We start from the raw sequence: 21,031 nt of genomic DNA, 5'->3' as shown, positions 1-21,031 counted from the left end.
CGCTCAGAACTGCGACGCGCTCGGCCACGGCGGCAGGGCCACCGCCTCGCTCAGCGCGGCCAGCGAGGTCAGAGGGATCCACGCGAACTGCGGCCGGTAGTCGAGCTCGTACGCCAGCTCGTGAAAGCTGCGCTCGATCACGCAGGCGCGCAGCAGCGGCGACGCCTGGGCGGCCGGCAGCGGCGAGCCGGGCGAGCCGGCCGCGTCGTAGCCGGCCAAAAACGCCGCCGACGTCGCCGCCTCCCAGTCCGGGCCGGCCCCGCCGACCAGCGCGGCGTAGGCGAACGAGCGCAGCATGCCGGCGACGTCGTGCTGCGGCAGCTGCCGCAGGCTGCGCTCGACCAGCGGGCGGGTCGGCTCGCCCTCGAAGTCGAGGATCGACCATGACCCCGAGGACGGGTCGTAAAGGACCTGTCCCAGGTGATAGTCGCCGTGGATCCGGATCTGCACCCCCGCGGCGCCGCGCAGCCGCTCCTCGGCGTCGGCCAGCAGGGCCTCGCTGCGGGTCGCCGTGAGCTCGGCGAGCTTGCGCGCCTCGGGCGGCAGCTCGCGGTAGCGGTGCGCCAGCCGCCCGAGCGCCGCGGCCGCGGTCTGGCGCAGCCCCTTGACCCACCGGGCCCGGTCGGCCGCCACCACCGCGCGCGTCGCCAGCCCGGTCGACTCGTCGTCGGTCGTCAGCGCCTCGTGCAGCGCCCGCGTGGCCGCCCCGAGCGCGCGCGCCGGCTCGATCATGTCGGGGCGCGACAGCGCGAAGGTCCAGCCGTCGACGCGCCCGGGCAGGAACGCGTGCAGCACCCCGGCCGCCGCCGAGCCCTCGCCGGTCTCGACCGTCAGCTCGGCCAGCAGCGGCGGCGCGTGCCGGAACCCGCGCGCGGTGAGGAAGCGGCCGAGCTCGATCTCCGGGTGGCGGCCGACCTCGACCCGGCGGAACAGCTTGAGCACGCCGGCCTCGCCGAGCACCACCGCGGTGTTGCTCTGCTCGCCGCCGACCAGCCGCGCCCCCGTCAGCGCGCCGGCGCACAGCGGGCTGCCGACCCGCGTCGACCAGCTGGCGCCCTCGCCGACGAAGCTGGCGCCCGCGCGCAGCCCGGCGGCCAGGGCGACGAACACCTCGGGCGCGTCGCTGGCCTCGACCAGCGCGATCTCGGCCCCGTCGGCGCGCAGGCGAATGCTGTTCCTTGGGACATGTTCGTGAGGACCTGCCCCATCGACCATCATCGTGCGCAGCAGCACCTGGGTGGTCCACGGCCGCTCGGCCTCGGCGACCAGCAGGCACAGGGCCGCGTCGGCGCCGACCCTGGCGGCGCCGACCAGGCGGACCGAGCGGGCGCCGGCGGGGAACCACCGCCGCCGGGCCAGGAACTCGAGCCATGTCCCGGAGGACAGCTTGCCGAGGGCCGCGAGGTCGAGCGTCGGCGGGGTCACGGCCCCTCCGGGCGCCAGCCGGGCGCTTGCAGGGCGAACCAGAAGAACGCGTGCGGCGACATGGTCAGGAGGTACGGCAGCTGGCCGATCCGCGGGAACGGGCGGTCGCTCCACAGCTCGACCGGGGTGTAGCCGTCGTAGGCGCGCAGGTCGAGCTCGGCGAACTGGGCGAAGCGCGACAGGTTGTGCACGCACAGCAGCAGCTCGTCGTCCTGGCGGCGGAAGAACGCCAGCACCGCGCGGTTGTCGGGGTGCAGCGCCTCGAAGCTGCCGCTGCCGAACGCCATGAAGCGCCGGCGCACGCGCACGAGCCGGCGCATCCAGCGGAGCAGCGACGTCCCGGTGCGCTCCTGGGCGTCGACGTTGATGTCGGAGAAGCTGTAGGGCGGGTCGACCAGCACCGGCGCGAACAGGGCCGCGTTGTCGGCCCGCGAGAAGCCGGCGTTGCGGTCGGCGTTCCACTGCATCGGCGTGCGCACCCCGTTGCGGTCGCCGAGGTAGATGTTGTCGCCCATGCCGAGCTCGTCGCCGTAGTACATCACCGGCGTGCCGGGCATCGACATCAGCAGCGCGCACATCAGCTCGATCTGCCGCCGGCCGTTGTCCATCAGCGGCGCCAGGCGCCGGCGGATGCCGATGTTGATGCGCATCCGCGGGTCCTTGGCGTACTCGCGGTACATGTAGTCGCGCTCCTCGTCGGTCACCATCTCGAGCGTGAGCTCGTCGTGGTTGCGGAGGAACATCGCCCACTGCGAGTGCTCGGGGATCGGCGGCGTGCGCGCGAGGATCTCGACGATCGGCGTGCGGTCCTCGCGGCGCAGCGCCATGAACATGCGCGGCATCAGCGGGAAGTGGAACGCCATGTGGCACTCCGGGCCCTCGTCGCCGCCGAAGTACGGCAGCACGTCCTCGGGCCACTGGTTGGCCTCGGCGAGGAACACCCGCCCGGGGAACTCGGCGTCGAGCGCGGCCCGCAGCTCGCGCAGCACCGCGTGCGTCTCCGGCAGGTTCTCGCAGCTCGTGCCCTCGCGCTCGCACAGGTACGGCACCGCGTCGAGGCGCAGCCCGTCGACCCCGAGCGCCAGCCAGAAGCGCATGACGTCGAGCACCAGCTTGCGCACCGTCGGGTTGTCGAAGTTGAGGTCGGGCTGGTGGCTGAAGAAGCGGTGCCAGTAGAACTGGCCGGCGATCGGGTCCCAGGCCCAGTTCGAGTTCTCGGTGTCGGTGAAGATGATGCGCGCCCCGGCGTAGCGGGTCGGGTCGTCGCTCCACACGTACAGCTCGCGCTCGGGCGAGCCCTTCGGGGCCCGCCGGGCCCGCTGGAACCACGGGTGCTGGTCGGAGGTGTGATTGATGACGAGCTCGGTGATGACCTTGAGCCCGCGCAGGTGCGCCTCGGCGAGGAAGCGCTTGAAGTCGTCCATCGTCCCGTAGCGCGGGTTGATCGACTCGTAGTCGGCGATGTCGTAGCCGTCGTCCTTGAGCGGCGACGGGTAGAACGGCAGCAGCCACAGGCACGTGATACCGAGCTCGGCCAGGTAGTCGAGCTTGGCCGTGAGCCCCGGGAAGTCGCCGTAGCCGTCGCCGTCGCTGTCGTGGAACGACTTGACGTGGAGCTGGTAGATGATCGCGTGCTTGTACCAGAGGGGGCCTTCTTCGCTCATGTGACCTCCACGTCGATGTAATTGCGCACCAGACGGAACAGGTGCCCGGGTTGGCCCGCGGGATCGAGGCGAACGTAGTTTCGGCTGCCCCGCCACTCGTAGCGCTCGCCCGTGACCAGGTCCTCGACCAGGTAGGCCTCGTCGGCGGCGATCCCGAGCACCTCGAGGGGCACCTCGACCCACCCGTCCTGCTCCTGCGAGTGGTCGCAATTGATCGCCACCAGCACGTCGCCGACCGGGCCGGCCGCGCGCTTGAGGTAGAACAGGATGTTCGGGTTGTCACATGGATGAAAGGACAGGTTGTCGTAGCGCTGCAGCGCCGGGTGCTCGCGGCGCAGCCGGTTGAGCGCCGTGATCTCGGCCGCGAGGCTGTCCTTGACCGCGTAGTCGCGGTGGCGCAGCTCGTACTTCTCCGAGTCGAGGTACTCCTCCGAGCCGGCGCGCAGCGGCGTGTTCTCGTACAGCTCGTAGCCGCTGTAGATGCCGTAGGTCGGCGCCAGCGTGGCCGCCAGCAGCAGGCGGATGCGGAACGCCGGGCGCCCGCCCTTCTGCAGGTGCTCCGGCAGGATGTCCGGCGTGTTGATGAAGAAGTTGCCGCGGTAGAACTCCTTCATCGGCCCCTGCGTCAGCTCGGTGAAGTACTCCTGCAGCTCCTCGGCCGTGGTCCGCCAGGTGAAGTAGGTGTACGACTGCGAGAACCCGGCCTTGGCCAGCCAGCGCATGCGCTTGGGCCGGGTGAACGCCTCGGCCAGGAACAGCACCTCGGGGTGCTGCCGCTGCACCTCGGCGATCATCCACTCCCAGAACGCCAGCGCCTTGGTGTGCGGGTTGTCGACGCGGAAGATCGTCACCCCGTGGGCGATCCAGAACAGCACGATGTCCTTGCACGCCTGCCACAGCGCCTCGCGGTCGTCGCACCAGAAGTTCAGCGGGTAGATGTCCTGGTACTTCTTCGGCGGGTTCTCGGCGTACTTGATCGTGCCGTCGGGGCGGACGAAGAACCACTCGGGGTGCTCCTTCAGCCACGGGTGATCGGGCGAGCACTGCAGCGCGTAGTCGAGGGCGATCTCGAGGCCGAGGCTCTTCGCGGTGCGGGCGAAGCGGTCGAACTCCGCCAGCGTGCCGAGCTCCGGCGCGACCGCGGTGTGCCCCCCGGCCTCGCCGCCGATCGCCCACGGGCTGCCGACGTCGCCCGGGTGGGCCACCAGGCTGTTGTTCTTGCCCTTGCGCGAGGTCCGGCCGATCGGGTGGATCGGCGGCAGGTAGACCACGTCGAAGCCCATCGCGGCGATGCGGTACAGCGCCCGCTCGGCGTCGGCGAAGCGGCCGTGCACGCCCGGCTCGCCGCACGAGCGCGGGAAGAACTCGTACCAGCCGCCGAAGCGGGCGCGCACGCGGTCGACGTGGACCGGCAGCACGCGCCCGTACTCGGTCAGGTCCTCGGGCGCGTGGTGTCGCGCCATCAGCGCCCGCAGCTCCGCGTCTTGCGCGGTGACGGCTCGCTCGGCCGGACCGCGATCGGGGTCGCGCAATTCTGCGGCGAGCCGCATGAGCAACCTCCGCTCGCCGTCGCCGGCGGCGCGCGCGGCGGCGTCCACCATCGCCGCGCCCTCGAGCAGCTCGGAGTGGATCGCCTGACCCGCCGCGAACTTCTTCTCGAGCTCGACGCGCCAGGTCGTGAAGCGATCGGTCCACGCCTCGATCGTGAATCCCCATGCGCCGATGCGGTCGAGAGCGACGCGGGCGTACCAGCGATCGCTGTCGTAGTCGTAGCGCAGCGGCGTGGTGTGCCACGCGCCGTCGGGGCCGTGCCAGCGCGCCTGCGCGGCCAGACGGTCGTGGCCGTCCTTGAAGATGTCGGCCTCGACCGAGAGCTCGTCGCCGACGATGCGCTTGACGGCGTGGCGACCGTCGTCGAGCGCCGGCGACACGGCCTCGATGATGATCCGTTCAGGGGTGCGGGAGGGGGAGCGGACGACGTTCGATGGCACGGCGGGGGTCTGGGGGCGAGTTGCCCGCCGGGGATGTAAGCGCAAACTCGGGACCATGTCACGCCTGCTCGTCGTCTCCAACCGCTTGCCCGTCACCGTGGGCGCCGCACAGGGCGAGGCCATCGTGACCCCGAGTATGGGCGGCCTTTCGACCGGGCTACGCGGACCCTTCGAGCGCTCGCAGGGGCTGTGGATCGGCTGGCCCGGCGACCTGTCCGGGCTCGACGACGCGGGCCGCGCAACCGTGATGAAGGAGCTGCAGGCCCTGCGCACGCTGCCGGTCGAGCTCACCGCCGACGAGCTCCGCAGCTACTACGAAGACTTCGCCAACGGCGTGCTGTGGCCGGTCTTTCACTACTTGCTCGACCGCATCCCGCTGCACTCCGGCGGCTGGGAGATGTACCGCCACGTCAACGCCAAGTTCGCCGCCGCGGTCGCCGCGCAGTACCGCCCCGGCGACACGATTTGGGTTCACGACTACCAGCTCCTGCTGCTGCCGGGCATGCTGCGCGAGCAGCTGCCCGGCGCGCGCATCGGCTTCTTCCTCCACATCCCGTTCCCCGCGTCCGAGGTGTTCCGCATGCTGCCGTGGCGCGAAGATGTCCTTCGGGGCATGCTCGGCGCCGACCTCATCGGCTTCCACACGCCGTCGTACGCCCGCAACTTCGCCTCCGCCGTCGTGCGCCTCCTCGGCCACGAGCCGGTCGTCGACGAACTGGCGGTCGCCGGGCGCAAGGTCCGCTTCCGGGCGTTTCCGATGGGCATCGACACCGAGACCTTCACCGCCCCGAGCCCGCCGCACGCCGGCGAGTTCCAGCCGCGCCCCGGCGAGCACCTGCTGCTCGGCGTCGACCGCCTCGACTACACCAAGGGCATCCGCCGCCGCCTCTCCGCCGTCGAGCGCGTGCTGACCCGCCGCCCCGACCTGCGCGGCAAGCTGCGCATGCTGCAGATCGCCGTGCCCTCGCGCGAGAGCGTCACCGCCTATCAGGACTACCGCCGCCGCGTCGAGGAGATCGTCGGCGCGATCAACGGCCGCTGCTCGAGCCTCACCGACTCCCCGCCGATCCACTACATGTACCGCGGCTTCCCCCAGGAGCAGCTCATCAGCCTCTACCGCGCCGCCTCGGTCATGCTCGTCACCCCCACCCGCGACGGCATGAACCTGGTCGCCAAGGAATTCGCCGCCTCGCGCACCGACGGCGACGGCGTGCTCGTACTCAGCGAATTCGCCGGCGCCGCCGAGGAGATGCCGGAGGCGCTGCACATCAACCCGTTCGACGTCGACGGCATGGCCCAGGCCATCGAGCAGGCGGTCGACATGGCCGAGGGCGAGCGCCGCAGCCGCATGGCCGGCCTGCGCGCGCGCGTGCTCCGCTTCGACGTCCACCGCTGGGCCGAGGACTTCCTGGCCGCGCTCGCCGACGCCGAGATCGGCGCCCCCCTCGAGCCCACCCCGCTCCTCGCGCTCGGCGCCGCCGCCGAGGCCGCCCGCGCCGCCGCCCTCGCCGGCCGCCGCGTCGTCATGCTGCTCGACTACGACGGCACCCTGGTCCCGATCGCCCCCCGCCCCGAGCTCGCCGCGCCCGACCCCGAGCTGCTGCGCCTGCTCGAGAAGCTGTCCACCAAGCCATGGCTCTCGATCCATGTCCTGTCGGGCAGGCCGTGCCCCGACGTCGACCGCTGGCTCGGCGCCCTGGCGATCGGCCTGCACGCCGAGCACGGCATGTACTCGCGGATCGGCGGCGAGTGGCGGGCCCGCGGCGCGGTGCCCGAGGACCTGCGCGAGAAGGTCCTCGCCACGCTCGAGCGCGTCGCCTCCAACACCCCCGGCAGCCACGTCGAGCTCAAGGCGGCCGGGCTGGCCTGGCACTACCGCCTGGCCGAGCGCGAGCAGGGCGCCCACCAGGCCCGCGAGCTGCGGCTGCACCTGCGCGAGCTGCTGGTCGGCACCTCGCTCGAGGTCCTGCTCGGCGACAAGGTCGTCGAGGTCCGCCCGCGCGGCGTCCACAAGGGCCTCATCGCCCGCGAGCTGATCCGCCCCGGCGACCTCGTGTTCTGCGTCGGCGACGACCGCACCGACGAGGACATGTTCGCCGCCGCCCCCGAGGGCGCCGTGACCGTCAAGGTCGGCCCCGGCGCCACCGCGGCCGCCAGCCGCGTGTCCGACGTCGCCGGCACCCGCGCGCTGCTGCGCGCCCTCGCCGAGACGCTGTGAGCGCGTGTCTGCACGGACATGCCTGTGAAGACATGTCCATGACCACATGCCCGGACGGACATCCCCTCGAAGACGCGCATTGAAGCCGTCCGCGCGGGCACGCCCGGGGGCGAATGTCCACACCACACGGGTGTGGCCAAAACGCCGCAGCTCGAGCGACCCGCCGCGGATCGATCGAGCATTCCGGTATGTGCAGAGGACAGGTCCGAGGATGGCAGGAGAGATCTCTCCAGGAACCCGCGCGCTCTGATGCAAATGCCAACCGGCGAGACATTGACCCGAGATTGCCGTAGAACTTGTATTTCTATTAAAAATGCCAAAACGAACATCGACCCCTTATACCCGGATACAGCTCGCCGGACGCTGCTGTGCCCGGTCGTCAGGGGTCCGAGCAATCGCAAACGTGTGAGCGCCATCGCCAGGTGAAGGATTCCGCGGAGCGAACGGCGGATTATCGAAACAGTGTCTTTGTCAGCATCGGGGGATTGTCGCGGCAGTTGACTTGTGGATATGGTGCCGCTGACCTCGGGATGAAATGATCCCACCTTGCCCGAGGGCAAGGGTTCTTCAGACATGTTCCAGGGGCCAGGCCACGCCTTCGTGGCGCTGAACGCCTCTGGAGGAGGAATTCGCATGCTTCGCGCCGCTGGAGTCTCGTCGATCGTCTCGTGTTTCCTGCTGTCGGCCTGCTACGTGGGGGGAGGTGAGGGAGACCCGCTCGCGCCGCGGGAGCGGGTGGTCACCGCGGACGAGGTGGCGGACCTGACCGGCGCGGCGGTGCTGGAGGTCGACCTCGGGGGCGAGGCGGTGCGGTTCTCGTTCGAGGCCGGGCCGATCGACTTCACGCGGGTCGTGGTGGTCGGGGCCGACGGCCGGCGGGCGCTGATGCACGACCTGCTGGCCGCGCACGCGGAGGCGTGGGGCGTGGCGCCGGCCAAGTCCGGGCTCGAGGACAGCTTCGTGGTCGACGCCGGGATGGTCGCGGCGGCGCTGAAGCAGGCGCCGACCAGGCTGCTGTGGGCCCAGCAGGCCGCGTTGCAGGCGCTGCCGCGGGTCGACCAGGTGGTGCTGGCGAACGAGGGGACGCCGGAGTTCGTGGCCGGCGACCTCGGGTTCCTGCCGAAAGGCGAGCCGCGTGCGGCCGCGCAGGCGTACCTGCAGGAGATGGCCCCGGTGTTCCGCATGCACGGCGGCACCGACCTCGAGCCGGTGCGCACGCGGGACGACGCGCTCGGCCAGGTGCACGTGAAGTTCCGCCAGTACCTCAACGACCTGCCGGTGGTCGGCGGCGAGCTGACGGTCCACGCCGACGGCGTGAGCGGGCGGGTCACCGCGGTGTCGGGCCGGTTCGTGGCCGGCGAGGCGCTGGCGCGCGACCCCGAGATCGAGGGCGAGGCGGCGCTGACGACCGCGCTGGCGACGCTGCCGGCGGACGCGGTGAGCACCGACGTGCCCGACCTGGTCTACGTGGTGACGCCGGAGTCGGTGCACCTCGCATGGATGGCCGAGGTGCAGTACACGAGCGCGGAGGGGCCGGAGCGCGACCTGGTGTTCGCGGACGCGAAGACCGGGGCGATCGTCGCGCGGCACCCCCAGATCCACCACGCGCTGTCGCGCAAGGTGTACACCGCGAACAACGGCCAGTCGCTGCCGGGCCAGCAGATCGCCGACCCCGCCAACTCGAACGACCTCTCGGCCAGGGACGCGTTCAACTACTCGGGCACGGTCTACAACTTCTACAAGGACCGGTTCGGGCGCGACTCGTTCAACGGCGCCGGGGCGACGCTGCACTCGACGGTGCACTTCGGCGTCAAGTACGACAACGCGTTCTGGGACGGCCAGCGGATGGTCTACGGCGACGGCAGCGGGCAGTACTTCTCGTCGCTGGCGCGGGACCTCGACATCGTCGCCCACGAGCTGACCCACGCGGTCACGCAGTACGAGGCGAACCTGGTCTACCAGAACGAGTCGGGGGCGCTCAACGAGGCCTGGTCGGACATCATGGCCGCCTCGCTGCAGGCGCACGTCAACGGCGGCGCGGTGTCGGACGCGACGTGGAAGCTGGCGGAGGCGTCGTGGACGCCGAACACCGCCGGCGACGCGATGCGCTACATGGCCGACCCGATCGCCGACGGGCAGTCGTACGACTACTACCCGACGCGCTACCAGGGCTCGCAGGACAACGGCGGCGTGCACATCAACTCGGGCATCGCCAACCTGGCGTTCAAGCTGCTGGTGACCGGCGGGACCCACCCGCGCGGCAAGACCAACACGCAGGTGACGGGCATCGGCATCACCAAGGCGTCGAAGATCTTCTACGACGCGCTGGCGACGTACCTGTCGGCGAACTCGACGTTCCAGGGCGCCCGCAACGCGACGGCGCAGGCGGCCACGGCGATCCACGGGGCGGGCTCGGCCGAGCTGGCCGCCGTCCACGCGGCGTGGACCGCCGTCGGGGTGCCCGGCGACCCGGGCGGCGGCGGCGGCGGCGGCGGCGGCGGCGGCGGGAGCTGCAGCGGGACGCCGTACCAGGGCACGCTCAGCCAGGGCCAGTCGCAGGCGCAGCCGAACGGGGGGTACTACTACCAGGCGAGCTCGAAGACCCACAAGGCGTGCCTCACGGGCCCGGCGGGCTCGGACTTCGACCTGTACCTGTACAAGTGGAACGGCAGCACGTGGGCGCTGGTCGCCAAGTCCGAGACCGCCACCAGCAGCGAGTCGATCAGCTACGCCGGCACCGCCGGCTACTACACCTACGACGTGGTCGCGTACAGCGGCTCGGGCAGCTACACCGTGACGCTCGGGGTCCAGTAGACCCGCACGGAGCCGGCGTGAAGGCCAGGGCCTCCGCGCCCGCTGAATCTGCCTCTCGGGGCATGCTGCAAAGCACATGTCCGTGCAGGCATGCCCGCGAGGACATGCCCGCACGGACACCCGTCACAGCTGCAGCCGCGCCCGCAGCTCCTGCACCCGCGCCGCCGCGGCCGGGTCGAACTTCGGCGCGCACTCGTTTAAAAAATCGGTCACGCGCGCGTGCGTGAAGGAGACCGCGCCCGCCTCGCCGAGGCTCTGCTGCTTGCTGAAGGCCCCGCAGCCCTTCGCCAGCGCCTCGAACCGCCACCCCGGCGCAGCCGCGGCCATGGCGGCCAGCCCCGGCGCGCACTCGCGGCCGCACGCGGGGATCTCGGCGCAGGCCGCCGCGAGGATCGGCGTCAGGGCCTCCGGCGCCACCGAGCCGGCCGCCTCGAGCACCACGACCGCGTCGGCGACGTCGAGCGGCCCCGGCGTCGCGTCGACCTGGGCCTGCAGCGCGTCGGCGAGCGGACAATTCGTCACGCCCTGGACCATGGCGGCCATCCGGACGGACACCGCGCGGAGCTCCAGGTCCATCGGCGTGTCCGGGTCGGTGGCGATCTTCAGGTCCCGCGAGACGGCGACCCTCGCCGCCGCCGCGATCGCCTCCTTGAAGCGCAGGTCGGGCTGACGCCTGGCGATCACGTGCGGCGGCGCATCCGCGGCGCACACCGCCGTGGCCTCGTGCCACCCCGGCGGCCTCTCGACCGGCACCGGCTGACAGGCGCACCCGAGCAGCGCTGCGAGCAGGAATCGTCGCGGCATCGAGCCCCAGGGTACCCGATCCGCGCCCAGAACGCCGAGAAGCTCGGCTCAGCGCCAATTGATCGTGCCCGAATCGCAGCAGGAGGTCGATACCGGCGCCGGGATCACGTCCTTCAGCCAGCAGCGGGGGTTCGGGCCCTGGTAGTGCGGGCGCACGTACGTGAAGGCCACGCACCTGGGATCGTTCCAACAGGCGGCCTCACACTCGGCAGAGCCGGCCCACCACGGCAGGTCGAAGTCGGAGTAGTCGCCGCCGGGCCGATCCCAGGCGATCTCGCGCGTGACTTGCTTGACGCCCGAGTAGCAGCAACCCGACGCCTGCGGCAGCGGAGCGGCGGACTTCAACCAGCACACGGCGCTCGGCCCTTGCACGCCGGGATGGACGTACGTGTACGCCTGGCAGCGCGCGTCCTCCTCGCACATGGTCTTGCAGATGTTGAAGTCGGCGGCGATCTCGACGCTGAAATAGTCGGCGCCCGGTCGGTCGACGCCGAGCTCGACGCTCGCGGGCGCGGCCGAAGCGGCCGGGGCGACGGCGAACAGCGACGCCGAGACCCATGCGGGCATGATGATGGATGCGAGCTTCACGATTCACCCTCCTTGCAAAGGCGCCGCACGGGATGGCATCGGCGCGAGGGAAAGCGAGTGGTCCGCGTCACTCGCACTCTGCCTCGCCGACCGCACCGAGACTCCTCGCCTCGTCGCCGACACGGCGCCGCCGCGCCGCCCGGGCTTCACGCTCCATCCGGTGGCTCGCTAGCCTCGCCGCCCGCACGTCAGGCCGCGCTCGCCACCACGATTGGCGAGGTCGTCCCGGCCCGTCGCGGCCCGTATGGGCCACGGACGGCGAGTTCAGCGAGCCTTCCAGGCTCGCCCGCTCGCCGACCTGGGCGAGTCGTCGAGCGAATCGGTGATCGAGAAATTCGCGTACGCCCGCGCGGTCCGCCGCGCAACCCGGGCGGAACTGCTGGAGGCCGATCGCCGCCGACCTCGCCCCTCCGTCGCGCGACGAGCCGCGACGACCTTTCCGCGCCGTCACGCCTTGCGCCGGCGCTGCAGACCGCGGCGAGCCGTTCGCCGCATCCGCGAGCGCGGCGAATTTTCGCAGAATTTCTCCGGCGTCGCGCCCGGCGCTTGCGAGCTCGGCCGTACTTCGCCGACGGCGCGCGCGATCTTTCGTCGCCGAGAGCGCAAGGAGCTCCGCGTCTGCGACGCTCGCGCTCGCCCGCCGGGTGCGCTACAACGCGGGCGCTCGTGACCCCGCGCGACCTCCCCGCGCCAGCGCGCCCGCGGCTGTTGCAGCCCCCGCCTCCGCCGCCGCGGATCCCCTGGCTGCTCGTGATTCTGTTTGCGATCGGCCTCGGCGTCGGCGCGCGCTGGTACGTCGACCGCGGGCGGGCCGCCAACCTCGACGCCACCCAGGTCCTGGTCGCCCGCGGCGGCCTCACCGACCTGCACGCCGCCGCGGATGCCTTTGCGGACATGTCTTATCGGACATCCTGCCGCTTCACCGCCGAGGCGCTGGTGCGGGCCCAGGCCGCCGCCGAGTACGACGACGATCGCGAGGGCGCGCGCGCGGCGATCGCCCGCGCCGAGCTCGAGCGGCCGCAGTGCGGCGACCTGGCGATCGCCGACGGCCTGCTCGCCCTGGCCGACGGCGACCTCGCCGCCGCCGCCGCCGCGCTCGACCTGCCGACCACCTCGCTGTCTCGACCCGCGCGCGCCTGGCTGCAGGGCACGCTGGCGCTGGCCGGGCGCGGCGACATCCCCGCCGCGATCGCCGAGATCGACGCCACCCTCGCCGCCCACCCGGCCGCGATCGCCCCGCGGCGGGCCCTCGTGTGGCTGCAATTCGAGACAGGTGACTTCGGCGCCGCGCTGCAGACGCTGGCCCGCGCGCGCACGGCCGGGCTGGCCCACCTCGGGCTCGCCGCCGACGAGGCGCTGCTGCACGCCCTGCTGCGGCGCGAGCTCAGCGGCGTGGCCGACCTCGCCGATCAGCTGCTCGCGCTCGACCCGGCCGCGCTCGGTGCGCGCGACCTCGCCCACGCCGCGCTCGCACGGGCCCTCGTGCACGTCCACGCCGGCGAGCCCGCGGCCGGCCTCGGGCGGGCCGCGGCCGCCTGGCCGGCGCTGGCACCGTGGGACGCGCACGCCCGCCGGCTCGCGCTCGAGCTGTCTCTCGAGGCAGGTGATGCCGAGCGCGCGCGCGAGCTGCTGGCCCAGCTCGGCGTGCCCGAGCCCGAGGCGTCGATCGTGCGCGCCTGGTCGCTGCTGGCCGAGGGCGACGTCATGGCCAGCCTCGTCGCCCTGTCCGCCTGTCCGCAAGACCACCCGCGGGTCGCCTACCTGCAGGGCCTCGCCCTCGTCGAGCAGCGCCGCTTCGCCGAGGCCGAGCCGTGGCTCGAGCGGGCCGACCGCATGTTGCCCGGCCGCGTCGAGGTCGAGGTCGCGCGCGCCCGCGTCGCCGCGCACACCCAGGCCGGCACCACCGCGCTGCGCAAGCTCGAGGGCATCGCCGCCGCCGAGCACTACGCCCCGCGCGCCTACACCGGCCTGGGCGAGGCCTACCTGTCTCTCGGGACAGACTCGAAGGACCTCCGCCAGGCCCAGCGCGCCCTGACCCGCGCCGTCGAGAAGGAGCCGCGCCCGGCCGAGGCCATGCTGCTGCTCGGCGACGTGTGGCAGAAGCGCCGGCTCAAGGTCCCCGAGGCCGAGCGCAACGCCCTCGCCTGGTACGAGCAGGCCGCGGCCGCCGGCCTCCGCCTGCCGCGCTACCGCGAGGCCCTGGCCCGCTACCTCGCCGACATCGGCCAGGGCGCGCGCGCCGAGGCGATGCTGCGCGAGCTGTCCAAAGAGCCAGGCATCGACCCCGCCACCCCGCTCGCCCTGCTCGAGCTGGCCCTCGCCCGCGCCGCCGACCAGGACGCCCCCCCGCCGCCCGAGGCCGACGACTGGCTGGCCGCCGCCGCGACCCTCGGCGCCGACCCCGACGCCCTGACCCGCGCCCGCGCCCGCCTCAACCTGGCCCGCGGGACAGGCCTCGCCCGCTCCGGCGGTGAGCTCGACAAGCTGCTGCGCCGGCGCCCGTACGACATCGACGCGCGGATCCTCGCCGCCCGCGTGCTCGTCGCCCAGCGCGACCTCGAGGCCGCCGAGACCCTGGTGCGCCAGGGCTTCTACGCCGCCGAGCCCGGGCGCGACGAGGTCGCCACCGCCCGCCTCTTCATGGCCTGGGCCGAGATCGCCCTCAAGCAGCGCAAGCGCAAGCAGGCCGCGCTGCACGCCCGCGCCGCCTTCAACCGCATGCTCGGCGAGCAGCGGCCCACCGTCGAGCTGCTGGCCGCCGTCGACTTCGCCACCGAGATCTTCCTCCGCACCGAGCAGCACAAGCTCGCCCTCGGCATGACCCGCGAGCTCACCGAGGCCCTGCCGTTCCACGGCGACGCCTGGCGCCTGCACGCCCGCGCCCTGTTCGACGCCGGCGACTCGCCCAAAGCCGCCACCCGCGCCGTCACCAAGGCGCTCGAGCTCGACCCCGACAACGTCCGCGCCCTCGAGCTCCGCGCCCACGTCGCCGCCCGCGCCGGCGACCGCAAGACCGCCCGCGAGGTCCTCGCCCGCGCCCTCGAGCTCGAGACCCGCGAGCCCGACCGCCAGCGCATGCGCGAGTTCCACCGCCGCCACCTCGGCGAGTGACACCTGTCCCGAGAGGCAGCCCCGGCCGTCCACCGCCAACAGTTCTTCTCCCCCGCGAGGCCCCTCATGAGCGACGACATCTCCGGCCGCGGCGACCCGCGCAAGACCCTCGAGCTGCTGTGGGGCCGGGCGCCTCGCCCCTCGCGCGGCCCGAAGGCCCGCCTCTCGGTCACCGACGTGGTCGCCGCCGCGATCGCGCTGGTCGACGCCGAGGGCCTCGCGGCCCTGACGACCCGCCGCGTCGCCGAGGATCTCGGCGTCTCGCCGATGTCGCTCTACACCTACGTGCCCGGCAAGCCCGAGCTGATCGACCTGATGCTCGACGCGCTGATGGGGGAGATCCGCGCTCCCACCGGCGCGACGTGGCGCGAGCGCCTGGCCGACGTCGCGCGCCAGAACTGGGCCCTCGTGCTGCGCCACCCGTGGATGATCGAGGTCGTCACCCACCGCCCCGGCCTCGGCCCCAACTCGATCGCCAAGTATCACCTCGAGCTGTCCGCCCTCGAGGGCATCGGCCTCGACGACCTCGAGATGGACCGCGCCCTCACCCTCGTCCTCGACTACGTCGCCGGCGCCGTGCGGGGCGCCGCCCGCGAGCGCACCGTCAAGGAGCGCACCGGCATGACCGACCGCGAGTGGTGGGCCCAGGTCGGCCCCTTCCTCGCCGAGGTCTTCGACGCCGAGCGCTTCCCGATCGCCGCGCGCGTCGGCCAGGTCGCCGGCGAGACCTACGGCGCCCACGACCCCGCCGGCGCCTTCGCCTTCGGCCTCGAGCGCGTCCTCGACGGCCTCGAGCTGCTCGTCGCCGGCAAGCCCCGCCGCCCCGCCTCGTGACCCTCGCCCGCAAAGCTCCGCTATGATGGACCGATGAGTGACACGCGAGTGAAGAAGTGGATCGTACTCGTCGCGCTCGTCGGGTGTGGCGGCAACACCTCCGACACGACGGTCGGCACGAGCACCGGCACGACCACGGGCACCACCACGGGCGCCTCGACGTCCGGCCCCGAGCCGACCACGGCAGAGCCGACCACCCACGCCCCATCGACGACCTCGACGTCGACCGGCGGCGAGCCGACGACCAGCGACACCACCACGGGCACCGCCACCACCGTCGACACGACGACCACCACGACCACAGGCTGCGCCGACGGCGACGGCGACACCCTGTGCGACGACGCCGACAACTGCCCGGGCGTGTCCAACCTCGATCAGGCCGACGCCGACGAGGACACTGTCGGCGACGCCTGCGACCTCTGTCCCGCCGTCGCCGACCCCGAGCAGCTCGACGGCGACGCCGACCTGATCGGCGACGCCTGCGACCTCTGCCCCACCGCTGCCGATCCCGAGCAGCTCGACGGTGACGCCGACCTGATCGGCGACGCCTGCGACCTCTGTCCCGCCGTCGCCGACCCCGAGCAGCTCGACGGTGACGCCGACCTGATCGGCGACGCCTGCGACCTCTGCCCCGCGGCTGCCGATCCCGAACAGCTCGACGGTGACGCCGACCTGATCGGCGACGCCTGCGACGTCTGCCCCGACGATCCGGACCCCGAGCAGGCCGACGCGGACGGCGACGGACAGGGCGACGCCTGCGATCTCTGCGCCTACGACGGCCCCGAGGCGGTCCTGTTCCCCGATCCTGCCATGACCCCGGACGAAGTGACGATCGCCGACGTGTTCTTCACCGCCACCGACAAGCCGGTCATCGTCGTCAGCCCCGGCGCCGCCATCCAGCTGCAGTTCGACTGGACCATCAAGAGTTGCCCGTGCCCCGGCTGCATCAACCAGGGCTACATCGGCATCCCGGACGAGACCACCGCCGCCTGCTTCTACAGCGGTCCTGCGGGCTGTGACGGTCAAATGGACCACGCCGTCACCGACTTCGTCGCCCCCGACACGCCCGGCACGTACCTGTTCGAGTTCCAGCGGGTCCAGAACTTCGCGTGCAACCCGAACGATCCCTCCTGGCCGTGGGACGTCGCCGTCGCCGCGGTCTGCGTCGTCCCGTGACGGCGGCATCGACGCCTCCACCGACGCACCACCTCGCGCGGCGGTGGCCGATTTCCCCGGCCTCTCGGGCCTGCGGACGCGGCAGCGCCGCCGCCTCCCCGCGCACGTCTCCCCCGCATCGCCCGCCCCTGCGAGCGGCCCCTCGTCGGGGCCCGGGGGACGCCCCTGCGCCGGCCTCGCCTCGACGGGCCAGGCGGCTCCTGGCATAGTCCCCGGCGCGCCATGGCTCCCCCCTTCGACCTCCTCGTCCGCGGCGGGACATGCGCGCTCCACGGTTCGGTCGCCGTCTGCGACCTGGGGGTGACCGGCGGTCGGGTCGTGGCGATCGGCGACCTCGCCGGGGCCGAGGCCGAGCGCGAGCTCGACGCGCGTCACCTGCACGTCCTGCCCGGCGTGCTCGACACCGGCGGCTACCTGCGCGACGAGGGCGGCAGCGCCCTCGTGCTGGCCGGCGTCACCGCGGTGTTCGACGCGCACCCGCACCCGACCACCGCCGCCGGCCTCGAGGACAAGCTCTCGCGGGCGCGCGGCCGCGCCCACTGCGACTACGCCTTCTTCATCGCCGCGGCCACCGACCACCTCGACGACCTCGACCGGCTCGAGCGCCTCCCGGGCTGCAGCGGCGTCGTCCTCTCGCTCGGCACCGACGACGAGCCGCTGCACCGGGCCCTCTTCTGCGGTCAGCGTCGCGTCACCGTCTCGTGCGAGCCCGACCCGCACCCCGAGCCGGTCGCCGCCGGCGCCGCCGTCGACCTCTACCGCGACGAGGGCGACGCCGCGCGCGCCCTCCAGCGCTTCCTCAACATGGCCAAACGGGCAGGTCGCCGCGTCCACGCCTCCAGCGTCGACGGCGACGAGGCCCTGGCCTTGCTGACGCAGCACCGCGAGCTCGCCACCGTCGGCCTCGCCGCCGCCGACCTCGACCCCGACGCGCCGACCGCCGCCGCGCTGTGGCGGGCCGTCGCCGGCGGCCTCGTCGACGCCCTCGGCAGCGGCCCCGAGGCCGCCCCCGGCGGTCCGCACCTGCTGCTGCCGGCCATGCTCGAGCACGTCCACGCCGGCCGGCTCGGCCTGCCGCAGCTGGTCGAGCTCCTGTCCTCGGGGCCAGCCCGGATCTACAACGTCGCCCGCAAGGGCCGGATCGCCCTCGGCTACGACGCCGACCTCGTCCTCGTCGACCTCGGCGCCGAGCAGACCCACGCCGGCGTCCGCTACCACGGCTGGCCGGTCGCCACCGTCCTGCGCGGCGAGCTGCTCGCCCGCGACGGCCGGCTCGTCGCCCCCCCCGGCGGCGCCCCCGTGCGCTTCTCCGACACCCTCCGCATGGTCGTCTTGTAGCCTGTCCCTCCGGACAGGCCCGGTCCCGCCCTGCGCACGGCCGTGCACACGCCTGCCCGCGCGGCCGCACGACCTGCCCCTCCGGACATCCTCGGTGCGGCGCCCGAGCCCCGAGCTCGACCTGTCCCTTCGGACATCCGACCACGACGTTCGGACGCCCCGGCCGCCCGCCGGCGCCCGCGCGCGCCGCCGCGCGACCTGTCCCTGCGGACATCCGCCGCGCGGCTCACGAATCCCGGCGCGCCCCTCCCGCGCGTCGCCGCGCCCACCTGTCCCTGGGGACAGCCGTCTCCCGTCTCCTCCCGCGCCCGGCTGTCACATGTCCCCAAGGCCAGGCGCGCCCGCGCGCCTCGCGGCGGTCGCGCGACCCATCGACCTGCCCCAAAAGCCAGCCGGTGATTTCACCCGCGGACGTCGCCGGCGCAGGTCGGGGCGGCCACCAGACGTCGGCGTCGCGCCGGCACGCGCTCGCCGGCACGCGCGCCTGCGAGCCCGCGCCGCCGCGGGTTTGCTGTACAGTCCCGCCGATATGCGTACACGGCGATTGACTCTGGTGGGTGTGTGGACCGTCGCGGCGACGGTCGGTTGCAGCGACGACGGCACGGGCTCGGCGACCGAGATGGTAGGTCCCACGCTGCCCGGCCCGACCGAGACCGACACCCTCGGCACGCTCACCGGCACCGCCGCGCCGACCACCAGCGAGGCGGGCACCGCCAGCGACGGCAGCGAGACCACGCCCGTCCCGACGAGCACCGACTCGACCACCGAGCCGGTCGACCCGAGCGCCACGCAGGGCGACACCGAGACCACCGGCGGCTGCGACTGTCCGGCCAACTTCAAGTGCAAGTACGACACCTGCATCCCTGACCTCGGCACCTGCACCACCCACGACGACTGCCCCGGCGACTCCTACTGCGACCCCGACGGCGAGTGCATCCCGTACGGCGTCCCCGAGGGCGTCATCAACGACCCCGAGTGTCAGAAGGACGACATCCCCGAGGGCATCACGCCGGTCGTGCAGTGCGAGTGGAGCGGCGTCGCCGACCCGATGAACGACCCGACCGCGAAGTCGACGTACGTCTACACCACCCCGATGGTCGCCGACCTCAACCTCGACAACGACCCCGACAAGCTGCAGCCCTCGATCATCCTCAACACCTGGACCACGATCGGCAACATGGGCCGGATCGGCACCCTCCGGATCTTCGACGGCCGCACCTGCGAATTGCAGCTGCAGGCCGGCGGCGCCGACGAGCCCGACGACTCCAACCGCCCCGGCTACTCCGCGCACTGGGCCATCGGCGACCTCGACGGCGACGTCCCGCAGGGCGGCCGGCCCGAGCTGGTCGGCTACCACCGCGTCACCAGCAACGCCGACAACGGCCCGCTCAACGTCTACGCGTTCCGGATCGTCGACGACGGCGACACGCCGAAGCTCGAGCGCATGTGGTACGGCCGCGACTGCGAGACCGACACCGTCCTCAACTTCGGCAGCGCGGGCGCGACCTACGGCCCCAGCATCTACGACCTCGACGGCGACGAGTTCCCCGAGATCGTCGTCGGCGACCAGGTGTTCGACGGCGACGGCTGCCTCCTCACCACCTGGGCCGCCAGCGGAGCGACGCACATGCCGGTCATCGCCGACGTCGACCTCGACGGCGGCATGGACTTCGTCAACCACCGCCGCGTCGCCGGCTGGGACCCGGTCGCCGGCGAGTGGGTCACCAAGCCGTGGTTCATGGCGGCCAACCAGCCCGGCGGCTACGTCGCCGTCGCCAACGCCGGCCTCTACTCGGTGGTCGACGGCGTCGACCCCGAGCAGACCCCCGAGGTCGTGGTGCTCAGCGTCAGCAACAGCATCGGCCGCCTGCGGATCCAGAGCATCACCGGCGAGACGGTGTGGGGCCCGATCCAGCTGTACGCCAAGCCCAACGAGGTGATCGGCCAGGGCGGCCCGGTCACGATCAGCGACTTCGACGGCGACGGCCAGGTCGAGTTCGCCAGCGCCGCCGCCACCTACTACGCCGTCTACGACCCCGACTGCGTCGCCGCCCTCAACGGCGAGAGCCCGCCCGAGCGCCCCGGCGGCAAGTGCGAGCGCTCCCCCGAGCAGATGGCCAAGAACCTGCCCGACGGCGTGCTGTGGGTCCAGCCCTCGCAGGACCTGTCGTCGAACATCACCGGCTCGTCGATCTTCGACTTCAACGGCGACGGCGCGGCCGAGGCCGTCTACCGCGACGAGTGCTACCTCCGCGTCTACGACGGCCGCAGCGGCGTGGTCCTGTTCAGCGCCCCGGCCTCGAGCGGCACCGGCAACGAGTACCCGTCGATCGCCGACGTCGACGGCGACTTCGCCACCGAGATCGTCGTCCCGCGCACCAACTACAACTCCTGCCCGGCCAAGGACCCGCTCTACCCGATGGCCGCCGATTTCGTGGCGCGCCCCGGCTTCGTCGTCTACCGCGACCCGCTCGACCGCTGGGCCAACTCGCGCCCGGTGTGGAACCAATATCAATACTCGATCACCCACGTCACCGACGACGCCCGCATCCCCTCCGCCGCCGCCTTCCTCAACAACTGGCAGCAGCCCGGCCTCAACAACTTCCGCCAGAACGACCAGGGCGACACCGGCAAGCTCAACATCGCCGACCTCACCATCGAGCTGACCGACCTCGGCACCCTGTGCCAGAACCAGGGCGGCATGATCGACCTCCAGGCCGAGGTGTGCAACCGCGGCACCAACCCGGTCCAGGACGGCGTCGTCGTCCAGTTCCTCGAGAACACCGACCCCAACGCCCCCGTCGACCAGGCCACCGTCGTCTGCGAGGCCACCACCACCAAGCTGCTCAAGCCCGGCGAGTGCGAGACCGTCACCTGCACCGCCAACCTCCAGGGCGGCGGCACCGTCTACGTCGACGTCGACCCCGAGGACAAGATCGCCGACTGCCACCCCGGCAACAACCTCGGCGCCGACGCCCTCGACATCTGCCCGGGCTGAGCGATGCGGCATGTCCTCTCGGACATGCCCCGAGCGCCAGCCACGCGACGCACATGAGCCCACGCATCTC

The 21,031-nt window shown here is 72.6% G+C and carries 12 protein-coding genes; 7 read left to right on the top strand and 5 right to left on the bottom strand.

The window, feature by feature from the left end; translation table 11 throughout:
* Positions 1 to 3 precede the first annotated feature (3 nt).
* From K7C98_RS04470 to K7C98_RS04460, 3 genes are read right to left on the bottom strand one after another with little or no spacing between them, the layout of a single operon-like run.
* A complete protein-coding gene (locus tag K7C98_RS04470; RefSeq protein ID WP_224190250.1) occupies positions 4 to 1,425 on the bottom strand; it encodes a phosphotransferase in 1,422 nt (473 codons plus the stop codon).
* A complete protein-coding gene (treS, locus tag K7C98_RS04465; RefSeq protein ID WP_224190249.1) occupies positions 1,422 to 3,089 on the bottom strand; it encodes a maltose alpha-D-glucosyltransferase in 1,668 nt (555 codons plus the stop codon). Before treS ends, K7C98_RS04470 begins: the two co-directional genes overlap by 4 nt.
* Positions 3,086 to 5,080, bottom strand: a complete 1,995-nt coding sequence (locus K7C98_RS04460) for an alpha-1,4-glucan--maltose-1-phosphate maltosyltransferase (protein WP_224190248.1) — start codon at positions 5,078 to 5,080, stop codon at positions 3,086 to 3,088. The genes treS and K7C98_RS04460 overlap by 4 nt, the downstream gene beginning before the upstream one ends.
* A 55-nt stretch (positions 5,081 to 5,135) precedes the next feature.
* Between K7C98_RS04460 and K7C98_RS04455 the strand changes: the two genes are divergently transcribed.
* Together K7C98_RS04455 and K7C98_RS04450 are read left to right on the top strand one after the other, a co-directional pair.
* Positions 5,136 to 7,298 (top strand): bifunctional alpha,alpha-trehalose-phosphate synthase (UDP-forming)/trehalose-phosphatase, encoded by a 2,163-nt coding sequence (locus K7C98_RS04455; protein WP_224190247.1) that lies wholly within the window; start codon positions 5,136 to 5,138, stop codon positions 7,296 to 7,298.
* A gap of 633 nt (positions 7,299 to 7,931) precedes the next feature.
* Positions 7,932 to 10,112: a M4 family metallopeptidase gene (locus tag K7C98_RS04450; protein WP_224190246.1), complete on the top strand. Its 2,181-nt coding sequence runs from the start codon at positions 7,932 to 7,934 to the stop codon at positions 10,110 to 10,112.
* A 123-nt stretch (positions 10,113 to 10,235) separates the two neighbouring features.
* Here the strand turns inward: K7C98_RS04450 and K7C98_RS04445 are convergent, their stop codons facing one another.
* Both K7C98_RS04445 and K7C98_RS04440 read right to left on the bottom strand, forming a co-directional pair.
* A complete protein-coding gene (locus tag K7C98_RS04445; protein WP_224190245.1) occupies positions 10,236 to 10,916 on the bottom strand; it encodes a hypothetical protein in 681 nt (226 codons plus the stop codon).
* Positions 10,917 to 10,964: 48 nt separating this feature from the next.
* Entirely contained in the window at positions 10,965 to 11,504 is a 540-nt protein-coding gene (locus K7C98_RS04440; RefSeq protein WP_224190244.1) for a PAN domain-containing protein, read from the bottom strand.
* Positions 11,505 to 12,170: 666 nt separating this feature from the next.
* Between K7C98_RS04440 and K7C98_RS04435 the strand changes: the two genes are divergently transcribed.
* The 5 genes from K7C98_RS04435 to K7C98_RS04415 all read left to right on the top strand — a co-directional run bounded on the left by K7C98_RS04435 (position 12,171) and on the right by K7C98_RS04415 (position 20,961).
* The gene (locus tag K7C98_RS04435) at positions 12,171 to 14,615 is read left to right on the top strand and encodes a tetratricopeptide repeat protein (protein ID WP_224190243.1); all 2,445 of its coding nucleotides are present in this window, start codon (positions 12,171 to 12,173) and stop codon (positions 14,613 to 14,615) included.
* 66 nt (positions 14,616 to 14,681) lie between these two features.
* Positions 14,682 to 15,449: a TetR/AcrR family transcriptional regulator gene (locus K7C98_RS04430; protein ID WP_224190242.1), complete on the top strand. Its 768-nt coding sequence runs from the start codon at positions 14,682 to 14,684 to the stop codon at positions 15,447 to 15,449.
* A 33-nt stretch (positions 15,450 to 15,482) separates the two neighbouring features.
* A complete protein-coding gene (locus K7C98_RS04425) occupies positions 15,483 to 16,625 on the top strand; it encodes a thrombospondin type 3 repeat-containing protein (RefSeq protein ID WP_224190241.1) in 1,143 nt (380 codons plus the stop codon).
* Positions 16,626 to 16,847: 222 nt separating this feature from the next.
* Complete coding sequence (locus K7C98_RS04420) at positions 16,848 to 17,963, top strand: amidohydrolase family protein (protein WP_224190240.1); 1,116 nt, start codon at positions 16,848 to 16,850, stop codon at positions 17,961 to 17,963.
* A gap of 529 nt (positions 17,964 to 18,492) precedes the next feature.
* Positions 18,493 to 20,961 (top strand): hypothetical protein, encoded by a 2,469-nt coding sequence (locus tag K7C98_RS04415; protein WP_224190239.1) that lies wholly within the window; start codon positions 18,493 to 18,495, stop codon positions 20,959 to 20,961.
* Positions 20,962 to 21,031: the final 70 nt, after the last annotated feature.

Origin of the sequence: Nannocystis pusilla (assembly GCF_020073745.1) — a bacterium.
Taxonomy (GTDB): Bacteria; Myxococcota_A; Polyangia; order Nannocystales; family Nannocystaceae; genus Nannocystis; species Nannocystis radixulma.
The sequence above is the reverse complement of the archived record's forward strand: the minus strand, read 5'-3'. Positions and strand labels throughout refer to the sequence as shown.